Below are 17,652 nucleotides of genomic sequence, written 5' to 3' on the forward strand. Positions count from 1 at the left end.
GGTCTCTCCCCGGCCCGCCCCTTCTTGCGGCCGCCTCGGCGGTCGCCGCGCTTCTTGCTTCGGCGGTCGCCGCGGTTATCACTGCGGCGGTCGCTTCGGCGGCTGTGCCTCAGCTGCCGGAGGAGCTCGTGCCGGCCGCCTTCACCTGCGTCAGGTCGTACAGCGTCGTCGAACCCACCGTCACCTTCACGAACCGGCCCTCGACCCAGGACGTGATCTTCGAAGCGGTGCCGCTGCCGGAACCGCCGGGTCCCGTGCCACCGCCCATGCCACCGCCTGCGACGAAGTAGTGGATCTTCCCTTCCGTCACGTCCTTCTTGAACTGCGCGAGCGTGGGGGAGGGATCGCTGCCGTTGAAGCCACCGATCGCCATGACCGGCTTCTCGGTCGCGAGCTGGTAACTCGCGGCGTTCTGCGAGCCGATGGCTGCGGCCATCCAGGTGTAATCGTCCGCGTGGGCGCTGATCCTGGCCTTGACCTTGGCGCTGACCTGCTGACCGTCGAGCAGCCCGCCCATGCCACCGCCCCTGCCGCCGCCCGGGAAGCCGCCCTCGGCCATGCCACCCGCACCACGGCCCGCCCGGCCCTGGCCGTTCTGCGCCTGACCCTGCCCCTGACCCTGGCCGTTCTGGGTCTGGCCCTGCCCCTGGCCCTGCTGACCGGTCGGCGGCTGACCCTGCTGTCCGCCGGGACCACCGCCCGGGGCCTGACCGTTCCCCCCGGTCCGGCTATCCCCCCCGGCCTGGCCGTTCGTACCCGGCCGGCCGTTCATACCGGCTCCGCCGACCATCCCGCCGCCCTTCCCGTTCGGCAGCTTCCCCATCCGCGGGCCGCCCCCGCCGGGGCCGCCGCCCATGCCGCCCATCCGGCTCGCCCCCGCCGGGCCCGCCGTCACGATCGAGCCGGTGTGCGGGGTGGCCAGCGTGGAGACCGTGTACGCGAACGGCGCGGCCAGCGAGGCCACCAGCCCCACACCCGCGGCGCCCAGCGCCAGCCGGCGGTTCAGCCGGCCCGCCAACGCCAGGCCGAGCGCGGCGGCGAGCCCCGCGACCAGCACCGCCCAGCGCAGCCAGGGCAGATAGTCGGGCGTCCGGCCCAGCAGCACATACGCCCAGACGGCGGTCGCCGCGACCACGACACCCAGCACCGCCGACCAACCGAACCGGCCGCGCTCCTCCCAGAGCACCGAGACGCCCATTCCGACGAGTGCGGCGATGTACGGCGCCAGGGCCACCGTGTAGTACTGGTGGAAGATCCCGGCCATGAAGCTGAAGATCAGCAGGGTCATCAGCAGGGAGCCGCCCCACGCCAGGAACGCCCCGCGCGCGGTCTCCGTACGCTTCGCCCGCCAGGTGATGACGACGCCGGCCACCAGCAGGATCAGCGCGGCGGGCAGCAGCCACGAGATCTGGCTGCCGATCTCGGAGTTGAACATCCGGTCGAGACCGGTCTCACCCCAGCCGCCCATCCCCCGGCCGCCACCACCGCCACCGCCACCGCCACCGACGCTTCCGGTCTCGTCGCCGCTGATCCGGCCGAGCCCGTTGTAGCCGAAGGTCAGCTCCAGGAACGAGTTGTTCTGCGAGCCGCCGATGTACGGACGTGAGGACGCGGGCCACAGTTCGACGATCGCCGTCCACCAGCCGCCCGCGACGACCACCGCCACCGCGGACAGCCCGATCTGGGCCAGCCGCCTGCGTACCGTCGTGGGCGCGAACACCGCGTACACGACAGCCAGCGGCGGCAGGATCAGGAAGGCCTGAAGCGTCTTGGCCAGGAAGGCGAAACCGATCGCCACACCCGCCCACACCAGCCACTTGGTCCGGCCGTCCTCCAGCGCCCGCAGCACGAGGTAGACGGTGACCGTCATCAGCAGCGCCAGCAGAGCGTCCGGGTTGTTGAAGCGGAACATCAGCGCCGCCACCGGAGTCGTCGCCAGCGCACCCGCCGCGATGAGCCCGGCCGCCGCACTGAACCGGCGCCTGACCGCCGCGTACAGCACCGCGACCGTCCCCACCCCCATCAGCGCCTGCGGGACCAGGACCGACCAGGAACTCAGCCCGAAGATCCGCACCGAGAGCGCCATCGGCCAGAGGGCGGCCGGGGGTTTGTCGACCGTGATGGCGTTCGCCGAGTCGAGCGAGCCGAAGAAGAGGGCCTTCCAGCTCTCCCCTCCGGCCTGGACCGCCGCGGAGTAGAAGGAGTTGGCGTATCCGGACGCGCTGAGGTCCCAGAGGTACGCGACGAGTGTGAGCAGCAGCAGCCCGAGGAACGCGGGGCGCGCCCAGCGCGGGTCATCGGGGCGTCCGCGCCACAGCCGGACCAGGCGCGGAGACATGGCCGGCGGCGCGGCGGTGGTCGGGATCTGGTGAATGCCGGTGGTGGTCATCGTGCGGTCCTCGGGTCGTCGGTGCGCCGCTCGGGGAACACCCAGGCGCGGAAGAGCAGGAAACGCAGCACCGTCGCTGCGAGATTGGCCGCGATCAGCACGGCGAGTTCGGTGCCGTGCGAGGGGGCGTCGGACGCTGCGCCGAGCGCGGCGAGCGACCCGCTGGTGAGGGCGAGGCCGATCGCGAACACGACCAGCCCCTGGGCCTGATGGCGTACCGCGCTGTCGCGCCCGCTCACCCCGAACGTGAGCTTCCGGTTGGCGGCGGTGTTGATCAGCGCCGAGACCAGCAGAGCGCCCGCGTTGGCGATCTGGGGGCTCACGCCCGTACGGAACAGCGAGTAGAGCAGCAGATAGAGCAGGGTGGAGACCGCGCCGACGACGCAGAAACCGACCAGCTGGCGGGCCAGCCCGCCCGGTACACCCGGCAGTTCGCGGTCGCGGGGGTCTTCCCCGAAGGGGCGCGCAAGGCGGTCGAGCGGGAGCGCGCCGACTCCCAGCGCGCGCCCCACCCGCCAGACGCCCTTGAGGTCGTCGACGGCCGTCCGCACGATGCGCACGGTGGACTCCGGATCGTCGACCCAGTCGACGGGAACCTCATGGATCCGCAGCCCGGCCCGCTCGGCGACCACCAGCATCTCGGTGTCGAAGAACCACCCGGTGTCCTCGACCATCGGCAGCAACCGCTGCGCGACATCCCGGCGGATGGCCTTGAACCCGCACTGGGCGTCGCTGAACCGGGCGGAGAGCGACGAGCGCAGGATCAGGTTGTACGCGCGGGAGATGAACTCGCGCTTGGGGCCCCGCACCACCCGCGAACTCCTCGCCAGCCGGGAGCCGATGGCCAGATCCGAGTGGCCGGAGATCAGCGGGGCGACCAGGGGCAGCAGCGCGTTGAGCCCGGTGGAGAGATCGACGTCCATATAGGCGAGCACGGGAGATTCGGACGCGGACCACACACTCCGCAGCGCCCGGCCGCGCCCTTTCTGGTCGAGCCGGACGGTCCGCACCTCGTCCAGCGTGGCCGCGAGTCCGGCGGCCACATCGGGCGTCCGGTCGGTACTTGCGTTGTCGGCGATCGTGATGCGGAAGCTGTACGGGAACGTGCCGGCGAGATGGTCACGGAGCCGCAGCACACATGGTTCGAGGTCCTTCTCCTCGTTGTACACGGGGATCACCACATCGAGCACGGGCGCGTCGGGCACGGGCGCATCGGCCGCCGTCACGGGGAGGTGCTCCCGCGCAGGCAGGGCGCCTGGAGAAGTATCGGTTCGCATACCGACGACACTCGCCAGCCGCGCTGTCATCCCTGTGTGCTCAGCCTGTGGTGGGACTGTGAGTCGGGGGGTGTGAGGGTGGGGCGGCGGGGGGGCTGTGAGTTTGGGGGTGGGACGGCGAGGGGCTGTGAGTCGGGGGGACGGACAGCGGGGGTGGCCGGGACTGGCCCAGCCGGGGAGGCCGACGGGGCAGCGGGCACGGCCGACACCGTGGAGAACGGCGGGGCAGCGGGGACGGCCGGAGCCGCAGGGGTGTCGGGAACCGCAGGGGTGCCCGGAGCTGCACGAGTACCCGGAACCGCAGGGGTGCCCGGAGCTGCACGAGTACCCGGAACCGCAGGGCTGCCCGGAACCACACGAGTACCCGGAACCGCAGGGCTGCCCGGAGCTGCATGAGTGCCCGGAACCGCAGGGCTGCCCGGAACCGCACGAGTACCCGGAACCGCAGGGGTACCCGGGACCGCAGTGCCCGGAGTCGCAGGCAGCCGCACCGCGAACTCCGTCCGCCCCGGCGCGCTCCGTACCGTCACCGTCCCGCCGTGCGCCGCCACGACCGCCTGCACGATCGCGAGACCCAGCCCGGTCGAACCGGCGTGCCGCGACCGTGAGGCGTCCCCACGGGCGAACCGTTCGAAGACATACGGGAGCAACTCGGCCGGAATACCAGGCCCGTCGTCCAGCACCTCCACCACGATCCCACCCCCGCCGCCCCCGCCCCCGCCACCGGCGCCGGCGCCCGCGTCCCGGCGTACCCGGGCGGTGACGGTGGTGCCGGGCGGAGTGTGGGTACGGGCATTGGCCAGCAGGTTGACCAGGGCCTGCTGGATACGGGCCCCGTCGGCCGACACCAGGGCCGGTTCGTCGGGCAGTTCGAGCCGCCAGATGTGGTCCTGCCCCACCGCGCGCGCGTCGCTCACCGCGTCGATGACGAGCGGCGACAGATCAGTTCTCGCGTACGCGAGCGGGCGCCCGGCATCCAGCCGCGCGAGCAGCAGCAGATCCTCCACAAGGCCGGTCATCCGCCCGGCCTCCGACTCGATACGCGCCAGCGCGTGCCGGGTGTCCGGGCCGGTCTCCTCATGGCCGCGCCGGGTCAGTTCGGCATAGCCCAGGATGGCGGCCAGCGGGGTCCGCAGCTCATGGCTGGCGTCGGCGACGAACTGCCGTACCCGCGTCTCGCTCTCCTGCCGGGCGGCCAGCGCCGAACCCACATGGCCCAGCATCCGGTTGAGCGCCGCGCCGACCTGTCCGACCTCGGTCCGCGCATCGGCCTCCGCATACGGAACTCGTTCCAGCGGGGCCACTTCGCCGCTGTGCAGGGGGAGTTCGGAGATCCGGGTCGCGGTCGCGGCGACCCGTCGCAGCGGGCGCAGCGCCATCCCGACCAGCGCGGTCCCCGTCACGACTGCCGCCAGCAGCCCGGCCGCCGTGACACAGACCTCGACCACGATCAGGGTGGTGACGGTGGACTGGACACCGGTCAGCGGAAACGCAAGCACGAACGTACCGCCGGGGGAGTAGGCCGCCCGGAAGTCCCCGAGCCCGGGGAGCGAAACGGTGTGCGTGTGCCCGTCCCTGGGCACCGACTTCAGCGCGTCGAGCTGGTCGTCCCCGAGCGGCTCGCTACCGGGCAGCGCACCGGGCGCGGCCACACTCTTCACCCCGTCGACCAGGTCGCCGCTGCCGCCGACGGTGCGCCCGCCGACGGTTCCTATCGGCAGGCCGGGCTGCTGGACGATGGGACGGTCGGCGCCCATCGGATCGTGGTCCGGCCGCCGGGCCGCCGCCGTCAGCTGTTTGTCCAGCTGGTGCTCCAGATTGGAGTGCATGGCGATCGTGGTGACCGTACCGATCACGGCCACCACCACGGCGATCAGCGCCACGGCCGAGACAACGAGCCGAGTCCGCAGCGACCAGCTGCGACGCACCGACACCCGCGACTCCCCTATTCCCCGGGCTTGATCAGATATCCGGCACCGCGCCTGGTGTGGATCATCGGCGTACGCCCCGCGTCGATCTTGCGCCGGAGATACGAGATGTAGAGCTCGACGACATTGGCCTGGCCGCCGAAGTCGTACGACCACACCCGGTCGAGGATCTGCGCCTTGGACAGCACCCGGCGCGGGTTGCGCATCAGGAAGCGCAGCAGCTCGAACTCGGTCGCGGTGAGATGGATGTTGGTGCCGCCCCTGGTCACATCGTGGCTGTCCTCGTCGAGGGTCAGATCGCCGACGGCGAGCAGCGACTCGCTGCGCTGCGCCCCCGTACCGGACCGCCGGATCAGCCCGCGCAGTCTGGCCACGACCTCCTCCAGGCTGAACGGCTTGGTCACATAGTCGTCACCGCCCGCGGTCAGCCCCGCGATCCTGTCCTCCACGGCGTCCTTGGCGGTCAGGAAGAGCACCGGCACATCCGGCAGCTCACGGCGCATCCGGCCGAGCACGGCGATGCCGTCCATGTCCGGGAGCATCACATCGAGCACCACGGCATCGGGCCGGAACTCACGCGCCGCCCGCACCGCTCCGGCCCCGTCACCGGCGCTGCGCACCTGCCAGCCCTCATAGCGCAGCGCCATGGAGAGCAGCTCCGCGAGCGAGGCCTCGTCGTCCACGACGAGAACACGCACCGCGGTGCCGTCGGGCCTGCACATTCCGGTACGCCCCTGGGGCGAGGTCGTAGTCATGCACCCACCCTCCGAGCAACCTCTGAGAGACCCCTTTCCCCATCCTGTGAATTTCCTGAGAAACCCGGCCCCCACCGGACAGCAACCGCCCCGGCCCCGGATGGCCCCACACCCGCACCGGCATCCACACCGGCACCGCCCCGCGCTCACACCGCACTGCCCCGCACCGCCCCCCAGGGACAGGCCGCACCCTCACCGCCCCATGCCCTACCGCTCCACGGCACCCCCCTCAGAACAACCCCGGCTGCTCCACCTCCGCTTCTGCCGGCGCCGCACGCACCGGCACGGTCACCCCCGCGTCCGGCTCCGCACCCGTCAGCCCCCAGCCGGCCATCAGCCGGGTGTCGAGGACGGTCACCGAACCGTCCTCCCCGGCAAGATGCAGGTCAGGCCCTGCGGCAGCCACCAGCCGCCCGGCGACGGCCCCGCCCGCCACCAGTTCACTCACCACCCCCGCCGGTTCACCGAGCCCCGCAAGCCCGAACACCTCCCCGTGGTCCGCCACTTCGCAGACCATCCGCTCCAGCGAATCCGGCCACCCGGCCAGCGCGACGGCCCGCGCGTGCACCTCACGTATCTCAGCCGCCCGCTCCTCCCGCCCTGGCAGCCGGGACCGGACCGCCCGCTTGTCGGCGTACGGGATCCGGTCCGGCACCCCGAGCGCCGTGCGCAACAGTTCCTCGGTCCGCCGCGCTGCCATCAACGGCCCCCGCCCCAGCCAGCTGAAGGCCACCGCCCCCTGCTCCTTCAGCCGCGCCGGACCGCGCGCCTCCGCCGTGATCCCCACCTTGACCATCCGGGGCCCGAACCAGGCGAGATAGACGCGGTAGACCCGGGGGTCGTCGGCGATGGTGTCGGCCGCCACCGAGTGCGCCCGGTCGAGCCGCGCGCACTCCCCGCAGCGCGCCTGCGTACCGCGCCCCGGCACCCGCGCCCCCACCGGACAGGGGTGTCCCCGCGCGCCGACACACCTACGCTCCCCCGCCGCCTCGACCCGGAAGCCGAGGTCGGCCCCGTAGACCAGCGGACTGGCCCGGTCCCGCCCCTCCCAGACGAGGCACGGCCCCTCGTCCCCCCACCGCAGCCCACCGGAACGCCACATGACCCCGCCCCTCCCTTCCTGCTCTTCCGCTCTCCCGCCCCGCTCGTACACGGTGACCCGCTCGTACACGTTGATCCACCCGCACAGTGACGGTGGTTGATCCACCCGCACAGCCACGGTCGCAGTCCACTCGTACAGGGGTGATCCACTCGCACACCGACGGCGAATCCGAGTTACTCGCAGCATGCCACCCACCACTGACAGTGGGCCCTCACCCGGCAGCCGCCCGGCACGGAGACGCGTCGCGCGCCCAGATCCGATGGCGGCTCCGCGCCCCTCGGCTCAGACGAGTACGTAGACCGGCGCACCGTCCGCCGCGCACCCCGACTGACGTATGCATCCGCGCCGCAGCAGATGCCGGACACAGTCCCGGACCCGGGCGGGGGACAGGCCAGTACGTGCGGCGATCTCGTCCGTACTGCAACGGGCGGCCCCCTCCACCAGGCCTGGCGCCAGCACCGTCGCGACCGTACGGATGTCCTCGGTGATGACCAGATTCCGGTCCTGCCAGCACGCGAGCAGTTCGCGCGGAGTACCCGCCGAAGCAGCGGACGCCCCCGGCTGTGCGCGCTCGGCGAGCCGGTCCAGCGAGTCGGCGATCCGGTGGAAGGCCTGGGTCAGCAGGTGCTGTCCCCGGTTGACCTCACGCAGGAGCAGATGACGCTCCTCCTCCCGGGCCGCCCACGCCTCTTCGGCCCGGATGCTCCGCTCCTCCAGCCGTACGATCGCGTCGACGATCTCCTCCGGCATGACAAAGGCGGTACGCAGATCGGGTGCGGGCTGCACCGGGGCCGGGACGAGTGCGTAGCCGCCGTCGCGCTGCACCGTGGCCACCACATCGGCCACCCATCTCCTGAAGGGCGCGGCCTCCTGCTTCGTACAGCCGTTGACGAGCTGGACGAGTCCGGCGAGCGTCACCATCTTCATGGACTTCTTCAGGCCGTGACCGGCGATCCTGCGGGAAGCGTCTGCCCCGTAGACACTTCGCGCAAGATCGCCGAGGCTCTGCCGGCAGTCCGGCGAGACATGCCACAACAGCGCCTGCCGGGTGTTCGCGTAACCGAGACTCCCCGCGACATCCACCGCGGGAAACCAGTGCGTCCCGTCGGGCAACGTCAACCGCCGCACCCGCGCGCCGGTCGCCGCATACACGAAGTCGCTGACATCGACCGCGTCCCGGCAGTGCGCCATCGGCTCGTCACCCGACGTGCAATCCGGCGTGTCATCCGGCGTGTCCTGCTCGCGCATCGAGCACCACCTCCGCCCCGGAACCTAGCCGCAGGCATATGCAACTCCGCCCGGTCAAAGGCAAGTTCACTCGATAGGCGACAGCGACCCGGTCTCCGCAACTCCGGCCCGGACGGTCGGAGACGGCCACATAACCCGTTACGGGAGTCGGGGGGGGGGCGGCGGGACCGTGCGGCCGCGAAATTGGGGAGCGGGAGCCGCCAGGGTGCTGGCAGGATGGCCGCGCTCAGCACCCGAGGAGAAAGGCCCCGCGCCATGGCCCGCGCCATTACTCTGATCCGCTCCGCCTCCCTGTCCGACGTCGCCGAGTACGCCTACGCAGCCACCGCGCCGCCCGAGTCACGCCTGATCTTCCTCGCCGGGTCATGCCCGCTGAACGAGGACGGTTCCACGGCAGCGATCGGGGACTACGCGGGCCAGGCAGCGAAAGCCATCGAGAACATGCAAGCCGCTCTTACCGACGCGGGCGCATCACTCCAGGACGTCATCAGCACCCGGGTGCTCGTCGCATCAACCCGGCGGGAGGACCTGGTGGCCGCCTGGCAGGTAGTCCGCGACACCTTCGGCGACCACGACGTACCCAGCACCTTGATGGGCGTCACCGTGCTCGGTTACAGCGACCAGCTCGTCGAGATCGAGGCCGTGGCTGCCGTGCTCGATTCCTGAGACCTGCCCGGAGGAGACCGCGAACCCGGGATGGCCGGCCGAAGTGAGCGTCGCCATGCCCCGCCGTACCCCATCCCCATGCCGTATCACTCCGGATGGTTCAGCGCTTCCTTCTGGAATTGCACCGCCGCAAGGAGGCTCAGCTTCGGCTCGGCCCGGCGCAGCGCCTTCACCGCCGCGACCGAGTCGATCTCCCCGGTGAACCCGGCAGCCGCCAGCCGGGACCGTACCCAGCGGGCCCGCAGTTGGCTCTCGGTGGCCGCGGCGGTCGACTCCACGAGAGCGGCGGCACGTTCCAGCCCCGGGCGGTCCTCGGGCGACGCATCGGCCAGCGCCTGACTCAGGGCCGCCGCGACCACGTCCGCGTCCCGGATGACCAGCACGAAGTCGTTCTTCCTGTTCCATCCCGCCATAGCTGCCATGTGTATCACCGTGCCGGGCGTGCTCTTCGTACGGCAAGGGAATTGAGGGTTTCCAGAGGCTCAGCCTGGTGCCTCGCACGACCGCAAGTTCGAGGCGAAGTCGGCGACCATCCGGCAGTACAGAACTGGCCGGGCCGACAGCTGTTGTCGCGGATCAGGACGTTGCTGACACCGAAGGGCAGTTCAGTGTTGCGTGAGAGCTGCCAGGCACCGGCGCTCGGCACTGTCCGACTTCAGTCAGGTACTCGCTCATCGCATCACGGTTGCGGATGAGTACGTCGATCCGCTCGGTGAGCCGGTCCCGCTCGGCGGCCAGCAAGGCGAGCATCTCCGGTGTCGCATCGGGAAAGTGGATCGACCGAGGTTTGTCCAGGCACGGAAGGATCTGCTTGATGATGCGAGTGGGGAGCCCCGCATCCAGCAGGCCACGGATCTGGTTGACCCGGTCCACGTAGCGCTCGTCATACTCCCGATACCCGTTCGCGCCCCGGTCCGGGACAATCAGCCCCTGCTCCTCGTAGTAGCGAAGGAGCCGACGGGACGCACCCGTCAGTCGCGACAACTCACCGATCCTCACACCCACCGAAGCTACTCGGCGCACCCCGACTTGACCCTCACATCTATGTGAAGGTTTCAGGATTCGGCCCATGACCACCACGTCTTCTGACACACAGTCTCGTACGCGACAGGTCGGCCTGCCATGGTCGGCGCTGCTGGCACTGGGGACTGCCGTCTTCATCACGAGCTTGACGGAGACTCTGCCCGCCGGTGTGCTGCCTGAGATGTCGGCTTCACTGGGCACCAGTTCAGGCGCTACCGGCCAGGCCGTCACCGTCTATGCGGCCGGTACGGCGTTGACCGCGATCCCGCTCGCCAGGGCGACAGCGTCTGTTCCGCGGAAACCACTGCTGCTCGGTGCCATGGCCGTCTTCCTGGTGGCCAACACCCTGACTGCGGCTGCCCCGGGATACGCCGTCCTGCTTGCGGGCCGGTTCCTCGCCGGAGTGGCCGCCGGCCTGGCCTGGGCGATCCTCGCCGGCTATGCCCGCCGTATCGCACCTGCCGGCCTGGAAGGACGCGCCATCGCAGTGGCGATGACCGGGATCCCAGTGGCGTTGTCCCTGGGAGTCCCGGTCGGCACGCTGATCGGTGAACAGGTGGGATGGCGGGCGGCGTTCGGCGCTGTCTCCCTGGTCACTCTCGCCGTCATCGGCTGGATCAGCGCATCCGTCCCGGGCGTGCGGCAACCCGCCATGGAACAGACCGGCACCAACCGCCCGGACCCCGCACCAGAATCACCGAAATCGCCCCTGCGGCAGACCCTGGCGCTGCCCGGTGTCGCGCCGATCATGGTCACGGTCACGACATTCGTTCTCGGGCACACGATCATCTATGCCTACATCGCTCCCTACCTGCAGCACGCAGGGCTCGGGGCGGCGACCGACGCGGTTCTCCTCGCTTTCGGTGTCGCCTGCCTGGTGAGCATTTGGTACGTCGGACGCCATGTCGACCGCCGACTACGGACTCTGATGATCACCGGCTCGGCGCTGTTCACTCTCGCCACCGCAGCTCTTGCCGTCAGCACCACACACGCGATCGTCTGGGTCGCCGCTGTTCTTTGGGGACTGGGGTGGGGCGGCGCCCCGACCTTGCTGCAAACCGCAGCCGGACAAGCCGGAATGCGGCACAGCAGCGCTGCCGCCGACACCGCACAAGCCGTCCTCGTCACCCTCTGGAACGCCGCGATGGCCCTGGGTGGCATCATCGGTGGCCTCCTGCTGCAAAGCCTGGGCGTCACCGTGATCGCCGTATCGGCCGCCGCCCTCGGGGCAGTCGGCCTGCTCATCGTCGCCGGGGCCAGACACCACGGCGTTCCGGAACACTCGGGCCACGCCATGACCCACGCCCACACACCCCTGGGCGCAGGAAGAGGCGCGCCCGGCGATCGAGCTGCCCGGCGATCGAGCTGCTGTCCGGCGTGATGGGTGGCACCGGATGATCAAGTTGCTGCGCTTCGCCGCCGTACGCCAGTGAAACGCAAGAGGCCCCGGATCTCTCCGGGGCCTCTTGCCTGCTGTGCACTCGGCAGGATTCGAACCTGCAACCTTCTGATCCGTAGTCAGATGCTCTATCCGTTAAGCTACGAGTGCTTGGCGTTCCGGGCTTTTCTGCCCCGTCCGCGTTGCGAGAACAACATTACATGACCTGCGGCGTCAGGTGAAATCCATTGGCCGCACCCTCACTGAGCTGCGGAAACTCACCCAGCCCACGCCCTGCGGACCATGCCGCGGGACGACTGAAGCCCCGTCCTTCACGGACGGGGCTTCAGTGATCCAGCTGGCGGAGGCGGAGGGATTTGAACCCTCGATGGGCCGTAAAACCCAAACCGCATTAGCAGTGCGGCGCCATAGACCGGACTAGGCGACGCCTCCAGCACACCGAACACAGTCGCGCGAGCGCGAAGTGGTGCGTGCAGATGATGACACAGCTTTGCGGGCCGTCACCAATCGCGCCCCACGGTACTAGGCCGTGGGGCGGCAGAGCAAAGTCGTTCGTGGCGCGCAACGCACGGCGCTCAGGAGCGTTAGAGAGGCAGGGGCGCCACCGCCCCCGAGCCGTACCACTGATGAGTCGTACTGCGTAGCCGTACTCCTCATTCATGTCCGCCGACCCGACCCGCCGAGGAGTTACGTCATGCTGCGCCGCATCGCCCTCACCGCCGTCGTCTGTCTGTCCGCGCTGGCCGCCGCCCCCGTCGCCGCGACAGCCGAGACCACCGCACCGGCCGCCACCGCCCCGGTCCCGGCCCCCGTCACGCAACCCGGCCACCGGCTTCCCGATCCCCGGGTCCGTGACCGGCTCACCATCAGCGTCTCCGATTCCGGCGCCCGCGCCGCCGACGGCACGCGTCGGCTCGTCTGCGCGCCCGCCGGAGGGACGCACGCCTCGCCGCAGCAGGCATGCGACCGGCTGGACCAGCTCGCCGCCGACGGGCGGAAGCCGTTCGCGCCCGTCCCCGCCACGAGGATGTGCACGATGCAGTACGGCGGCCCGGCCACCGCGCACATCACCGGGGTCTGGCGGGGGCAGCCCGTCGATGCGACGTTCCGGCGTACCAATGGGTGCGAGGTCGCCCGCTGGGACGCGCTCGAACCTGTCCTTCCGCGTACCGTCGCCTGAAAGTTCAGCCGGAAGCGACCGGGAGGGCCCTGGAGCGACAACAGCGTCCCGGGACGGCCGGGAGCACCCGGGACCGGCCGTGCCAGACCGTTCAGACCTGCCGTGCCAGGCCGTTCGTGCACACAACCTTGGTGAGAGCTCCCCCTCATCCGCCGCATGTCCGGAGCGCCTGCCTTTAGACTTCCAGCAGTGACACACCGTGGCCCGAGGGGCAAGATGGGCCGGGTTGTCAGCAAGGTGCAGTAGTTCAGGGAGGAAGCGTCGTCGTGAGCAGCAGGCCATCCCGAGGCGCTGCTCGCCTCGCAGCCATACTTGACGCCCTCCCGGACGGGCTGTTGCTCGTCAATTGCAACGGCACGGTCGTCAACGCCAACTCCATCGCCCTCGAAGCCTTCGAGACACCGGGCACGGCACTCGTCGGCCGGGGACTGCTCGATCTGCTGCCGCACTTCGACTCGCGGCTGATCCCGGGTTCGATGCGGCGGCCCGAAGGCGCGGACGAGCGGGGCAGGACGAAGCCGACGCGGATGCTCGCGCGGCGCACCGACGGCGCGGAGTTCCCGGTCGAGGTGACCAGCGCGAACCTGGAGGACGGCCGGGAGGCCTACGACCCGCGCGCCGGCGGGTTCACCGGTGACGAACTGCTGATGCTCGTCGTACGCGATCTGTCGGGCACCATCGACACCGAGGCCGAACTGGCCCGTTCGCAGCGGCAGACCGAGATGATCCTCCGCGCGGCGTCCGAGGGCGTCGTGGGCACCGACACCGACGGGCGGGTCGTACTCGTCAACCCTTCCGTCGCGCAGATCCTCGGCTTCCGGGCGAGCGATCTCGGCGGCAAGGAGCTGCACCCGCTGGTGCAGCACTCCCGCGCCGACGGTGAGCCGTTCCCGTACGACGAGAGCGCCCTCGCCGACACGCTGAGGTCCGGGCGCAAGCACCGGGTGCGCGGGCAGGTGCTGTGGGCGAAGGACGGCAGCCCGGTGCCGGTCGATCTGACGACGGCGCCGGTACGGGACGGTGAGCAGCTCGTCGGCGCGGTGCTGACCTTCGCCGACCGCCGCCCGTACGAGAAGCAGGCCAAGCAGCACGCCGACGAACTCCGGGCCAAGGACGAGCGGAACGCCGCCGCCGATGCACGGCACACGGACGAACTCGCGGCCCGGGACAAGCGGCACGCGGACGAACTCGCCGCCCGCGACGAGCAGCACGCGGCCGAACTGGCCGCGCGGACCGAACAGTACGAGGCGCTCCAGGAGCGGCAGCAGCAGCTGACCGCGGTCCTCGGCGACGCCCTGCGCGGGCCGTTGGAGGAGCTGCGGGCCGAGCTGGGCACGCTCGCCGCCGATCCGGCCGGACAGCTGTGGCCCGAGGCCAACCAGATCCTGCACCATCTGGCCGCCGGATACGCCCGGATGACCACGCTCGTCGACAGCGTGCTCGGCTTCCAGCGGCTCGCCGCCGGGACCGAGGAGCTGACCAGGGCGAAGATCATGCTCGACACCGTGGTGGCGGCGGGTGTGGAGGGCGCGGTCGAGCTGATCGGGCCCGGCCGGGTGCAGTTCGCGGTGCACGCTCCGCCCATAGAGGCCGAGGTCGACGGTGGCCGGCTGGCGAGCGCTCTCGCGCATCTGATCGCCGATGTGGCCGGTGTGGACGCCACCGGCAAGGCGCGGGTCTCGCCCGGCGGCGCCTATGTGGACTCGACGATCGTGGTGGCCGCCGCGCAGCGCGGCGAGGTCGTACGGATCGAGGTGCGCGGGCCGTTCGGCGGCGGCGACCCGGTGCACGAACCGATCGTGCGCGGCATCGTCCGGGCGCACGGCGGCGTGCTCCAGACCCATGAGGTGCCGGGGACGACCGGCAGTGCGTACGTACTGGAGCTGCCCATCGGGAACGGTTCGGGGACGCTGGACCCGGCCGCCGCGAACGGTGCCGTACCGGCCGAGCCCGGCGGTGGCGGTACGGCGCAGGACCGGCCGAACGCGTCGGCGGGCGGCGGACGGCGGCGGGGCAGGCGCTCCTCCACGGATGCCTTCCTGGAGGGCTCCGGGGGCGACGGGGGCGCGAACCCGGCGGACGCCACGGGTGCCGGTGCGCCGGAGCCGCCCACGGGCCGACGCAGGGCACGCCGTGGGGAGGCCGGGCCGGGTGGCGCCGGTGCGCCTGGTGGCTCCGGTGGGCCGAGTGGTGCTGGTGGGCCGAGTGGTGCTGGTGGTATCGGTGGCTCCGGTGGTGCCGGTGGTATCGGCGTGGCGGTTCCCGCGCCCGGCCCCGCTCAGGCGTTGGCTCCAGCTCCGTCGGACGCTCCGGGTGCGGCCCGTACGGACGGGTCCGGTGCGGGTCCGACCGGCAGGGGCGGGCCCGGAACGGTGCCTTCCGGTGCCGACGCGGCCGGGGGCGGAGCCAGGGGTGTGCCGGGCAGTGCGGGCAGTGCGGCAGCGGGCCGCACCGGGCCGTCGATTCCCGCGCAGGAGAACGGCGCCGGTGACGGCGGGACAGGGCGCAGGCGCGGGCGTACGGACGCACCGCTCGGCGGACGTACGGAGCTGTCGGATGGAGCCGGCGGCCCCCAGGGCTCCATGGGCTCCATGCCTGCCGCAGGAGGCATGCCGTCGGAGGGGTCCGTGGTGACCGCCGCCGAGAACGCGCGGGGCGGCGCGCCCGGTGGCCACGCACAGCGCGGGGCGACGGTGCCGCCGCAGGGCGTACCGGCGGATGCGCCGGTGCCCACCGGGCGGCGCGCACGGCGCACGGACGGGGTGCGTGAGATCGAGAACACCCGCCCCGCCCTGGGCCCGGCGCCCGCCGCTCCCCAGCAGGAAATCGCGGCACACAACCAGCCGGGCCAGCCGGGCCAGCCGCAGACTCCACCCCCGGGCCGCCGGGCGCGCCGGGCTCTGGCCACCGCTTCGGCATCGGCGGCCGCAGAGGCCGAGCGCCCGCGTACGCCGTTCGCGCTTCCCCCTGCGGACGCCGACCGCGTACAGGGACAGCCGCAGCCGGGCCCCGTACCGCCCGAGGGCTCGCTGCCGGGCCGCCACGACTCCGTACGGGCGGACGGACGGACCGGCGGTGAACCGCTCGCGCCGCCGCAGCACCATCCGGCGGCGGGGATGGAGGCGGGTGAAGAGGTGCCCAAGGACGGCACGTTGTACGCGTCGCCCGAGGGCTGGGCCTCCGTCACCGAGCGGGCGGCGGCCGACGAGGCCGCGGCCCAGCCGCTGCCCGCCGAGGAGCCGGTGGCCGCCGATGGCACGCAGGGACGTGCCATAAGCGTGCGGACGCTCGGGCAGGGTATGCCGTTCGCCGAACAGTTCGCGGCACAGCAGAACCAGCCGCACTCGCTGGGTTCCGGACGCCGGCGCAAGCTCGCGGCCCCGCCGGAGGGCGAGCGCCCCGAACCGGCCGCCCGGCCACACCCCCAGGCCACCGGCGAGCAGGGCGCACCGCACGAACAGAGCGCACAGCAGCCGACCGCACAGCGGCAGGGCCGCTCGCCGCAGGGCCACCAGATGCAGCGCCACCAGATGCAGGGCCAGGCGCCGCAGGGGACGAACCAGAACCGGCCGGGTCAGATGCCCCCCTCGGCTCATACGGCCCAGCAGCCCCCCATGCCACAGCAGGCTCAGCTTCCCCAGCAGGCCCAGAAATCTCCACAGGCCGCGCAACCCTCCCAATCCCAGCAGCCGCCGCAGTCCCAGCAGGCCGCGCAGTCGCTGCAGAATCAGCAGTCCCAGCGACGCCTCTCACCGCAGTCGGAGGGCCGTTCGTACGCCATCGGCGCCCCGGACGAGGGGGCGGAGGGGCCCGAACCGCTGGACGGGCCCGGTGGCGCCGTGGAGGTGGCCAACCGGCCGCAGCCGCAGCCGGTGGACGACGAGTTGCCTCCCGAGCCGCTCGACAACCCGCGGCGGCTGCTCGTCTGGCCCGCGCCCGACGTCTCCACTCAGCAGGCGCTGAGCGACCGCGGCTACCGCCCGGTGATCGTGCACTCGCGGGAGGAGGTCGATGCCCAGATCGCCGCGTTCCCGGCGGCGCTCTTCGTCGACCCGCTGACCGGGCCGATCACCCGTAAGGCGCTGCAGTCACTGCGCCAGGCGGCGGTGGCGGCCGAGGTGCCGGTGCTGGTGACGGCGGGGCTCGGGCAGGCGACGCGGGAGGCGGCCTACGGGGCTGACCCAGCCGTCCTGTTGAAGGCGCTGGCCCCGCGCGACTCGGAGCAGCACCCGTCGCGTGTGCTGCTGATCGAGGAGCACGAGGAGATCGCGCTCGCCCTGACGGAGACGTTGGAGCGACGCGGTATGCAGGTGGCGCGGGCCGGCACCGACGCGGAGGCCGTCGCCCTGGCTGCCCAGATGCGGCCGAACCTGGTGGTGATGGACCTGATGCAGGTACGCCGCCGCCGCGCCGGGATCGTCGACTGGCTCCGCGCGAACGGGCAGCTGAACCGCACCCCGCTGGTCGTCTACACCTCGGCCGGGATGGACGCGGCCCAACTGCCGGGACTCGCGTCGGGCGAGACCGTGCTGTTCCTCGCGGAACGCTCCACCAGCGCCGAGGTGCAGGGCCGGATCGTCGACCTGCTGGCGAAGATCGGCACCAACTGAGGCCGTAGACCGGGCCGGGGCGATCAGGCGGGGCGGCGGTCGGGCCGGGGCGCTCTGATACCGGGCCTCTCCGGT

Annotated in this window: 11 protein-coding genes, 2 tRNA genes and 1 pseudogene; 4 read left to right on the forward strand and 10 right to left on the reverse strand. The window is 71.7% G+C overall.

The genetic code is table 11. The features are described from left to right. Positions 1-109 precede the first annotated feature (109 nt). The 6 genes and pseudogenes from ACFXBC_RS21290 to ACFXBC_RS21315 form a co-directional block, all read right to left on the reverse strand. Positions 110-2,389, reverse strand: a complete 2,280-nt coding sequence (locus tag ACFXBC_RS21290) for an ArnT family glycosyltransferase (RefSeq protein ID WP_385026496.1) — start codon at positions 2,387-2,389, stop codon at positions 110-112. Beyond that, positions 2,386-3,666: a glycosyltransferase gene (locus ACFXBC_RS21295; protein ID WP_385026499.1), complete on the reverse strand. Its 1,281-nt coding sequence runs from the start codon at positions 3,664-3,666 to the stop codon at positions 2,386-2,388. Before ACFXBC_RS21295 ends, ACFXBC_RS21290 begins: the two co-directional genes overlap by 4 nt. A gap of 452 nt (positions 3,667-4,118) precedes the next feature. After that, positions 4,119-5,594, reverse strand: a pseudogene (locus ACFXBC_RS21300) (ATP-binding protein); the annotation flags it as partial. A 17-nt stretch (positions 5,595-5,611) separates the two neighbouring features. Beyond that, positions 5,612-6,349 carry a response regulator transcription factor gene (locus ACFXBC_RS21305; protein WP_385026502.1) on the reverse strand — a complete coding sequence of 246 codons (738 nt, stop codon included), beginning with the start codon at positions 6,347-6,349 and terminating at the stop codon, positions 5,612-5,614. Between the two features lie 229 nt (positions 6,350-6,578). Then, a complete protein-coding gene (locus ACFXBC_RS21310) occupies positions 6,579-7,451 on the reverse strand; it encodes a DUF2797 domain-containing protein (protein WP_385026505.1) in 873 nt (290 codons plus the stop codon). 282 nt (positions 7,452-7,733) lie between these two features. Further along, the gene (locus tag ACFXBC_RS21315; protein WP_385026507.1) at positions 7,734-8,699 is read right to left on the reverse strand and encodes a BRO family protein; all 966 of its coding nucleotides are present in this window, start codon (positions 8,697-8,699) and stop codon (positions 7,734-7,736) included. Between the two features lie 255 nt (positions 8,700-8,954). Between ACFXBC_RS21315 and ACFXBC_RS21320 the strand changes: the two genes are divergently transcribed. Then, positions 8,955-9,365, forward strand: coding sequence for a RidA family protein (locus ACFXBC_RS21320; RefSeq protein WP_385026510.1), 411 nt, complete (start codon positions 8,955-8,957; stop codon positions 9,363-9,365). A gap of 86 nt (positions 9,366-9,451) precedes the next feature. Here the strand turns inward: ACFXBC_RS21320 and ACFXBC_RS21325 are convergent, their stop codons facing one another. Both ACFXBC_RS21325 and ACFXBC_RS21330 read right to left on the reverse strand, forming a co-directional pair. Further along, positions 9,452-9,787: a hypothetical protein gene (locus ACFXBC_RS21325; RefSeq protein WP_385026513.1), complete on the reverse strand. Its 336-nt coding sequence runs from the start codon at positions 9,785-9,787 to the stop codon at positions 9,452-9,454. A gap of 154 nt (positions 9,788-9,941) precedes the next feature. After that, positions 9,942-10,364 (reverse strand): MerR family transcriptional regulator, encoded by a 423-nt coding sequence (locus tag ACFXBC_RS21330; RefSeq protein WP_385026516.1) that lies wholly within the window; start codon positions 10,362-10,364, stop codon positions 9,942-9,944. Between the two features lie 70 nt (positions 10,365-10,434). On the opposite strand from ACFXBC_RS21330, the gene ACFXBC_RS21335 reads away from it, so the two are divergent. After that, complete coding sequence (locus ACFXBC_RS21335; protein WP_385026519.1) at positions 10,435-11,769, forward strand: MFS transporter; 1,335 nt, start codon at positions 10,435-10,437, stop codon at positions 11,767-11,769. 95 nt (positions 11,770-11,864) lie between these two features. On the opposite strand, the gene ACFXBC_RS21340 is transcribed toward ACFXBC_RS21335, so the two are convergent. Further along, positions 11,865-11,937 (reverse strand) — tRNA-Arg (locus tag ACFXBC_RS21340). 188 nt (positions 11,938-12,125) lie between these two features. Then, positions 12,126-12,219: transfer RNA gene (locus ACFXBC_RS21345), tRNA-Ser, on the reverse strand. A 262-nt stretch (positions 12,220-12,481) separates the two neighbouring features. Between ACFXBC_RS21345 and ACFXBC_RS21350 the strand changes: the two genes are divergently transcribed. Together ACFXBC_RS21350 and ACFXBC_RS21355 are read left to right on the forward strand one after the other, a co-directional pair. Beyond that, on the forward strand, positions 12,482-12,967 hold the full coding sequence (locus tag ACFXBC_RS21350) for an SSI family serine proteinase inhibitor (protein ID WP_385026522.1): 486 nt from the start codon (positions 12,482-12,484) through the stop codon (positions 12,965-12,967). Positions 12,968-13,233: 266 nt separating this feature from the next. After that, positions 13,234-17,577: a PAS domain-containing protein gene (locus ACFXBC_RS21355; RefSeq protein ID WP_385026525.1), complete on the forward strand. Its 4,344-nt coding sequence runs from the start codon at positions 13,234-13,236 to the stop codon at positions 17,575-17,577. The last annotated feature ends 75 nt before the right edge of the window (positions 17,578-17,652 follow it).

Origin of the sequence: Streptomyces sp. NPDC059398 (genome assembly GCF_042751845.1) — a bacterium.
GTDB lineage: Bacteria > Actinomycetota > Actinomycetes > Streptomycetales > Streptomycetaceae > Streptomyces.

Coding starts and splice junctions, on each gene's coding strand:
- ACFXBC_RS21290 (WP_385026496.1), bottom strand. CDS start 2,389: ATGACCACCACCGGCATTCACCAGATCCCGACCACCGCCGCGCCGCCG.
- ACFXBC_RS21295 (WP_385026499.1), bottom strand. CDS start 3,666: ATGCGAACCGATACTTCTCCAGGCGCCCTGCCTGCGCGGGAGCACCTC.
- ACFXBC_RS21305 (WP_385026502.1), bottom strand. CDS start 6,349: ATGACTACGACCTCGCCCCAGGGGCGTACCGGAATGTGCAGGCCCGAC.
- ACFXBC_RS21310 (WP_385026505.1), bottom strand. CDS start 7,451: ATGTGGCGTTCCGGTGGGCTGCGGTGGGGGGACGAGGGGCCGTGCCTC.
- ACFXBC_RS21315 (WP_385026507.1), bottom strand. CDS start 8,699: ATGCGCGAGCAGGACACGCCGGATGACACGCCGGATTGCACGTCGGGT.
- ACFXBC_RS21320 (WP_385026510.1), top strand. CDS start 8,955: ATGGCCCGCGCCATTACTCTGATCCGCTCCGCCTCCCTGTCCGACGTC.
- ACFXBC_RS21325 (WP_385026513.1), bottom strand. CDS start 9,787: ATGGCAGCTATGGCGGGATGGAACAGGAAGAACGACTTCGTGCTGGTC.
- ACFXBC_RS21335 (WP_385026519.1), top strand. CDS start 10,435: ATGACCACCACGTCTTCTGACACACAGTCTCGTACGCGACAGGTCGGC.
- ACFXBC_RS21350 (WP_385026522.1), top strand. CDS start 12,482: ATGCTGCGCCGCATCGCCCTCACCGCCGTCGTCTGTCTGTCCGCGCTG.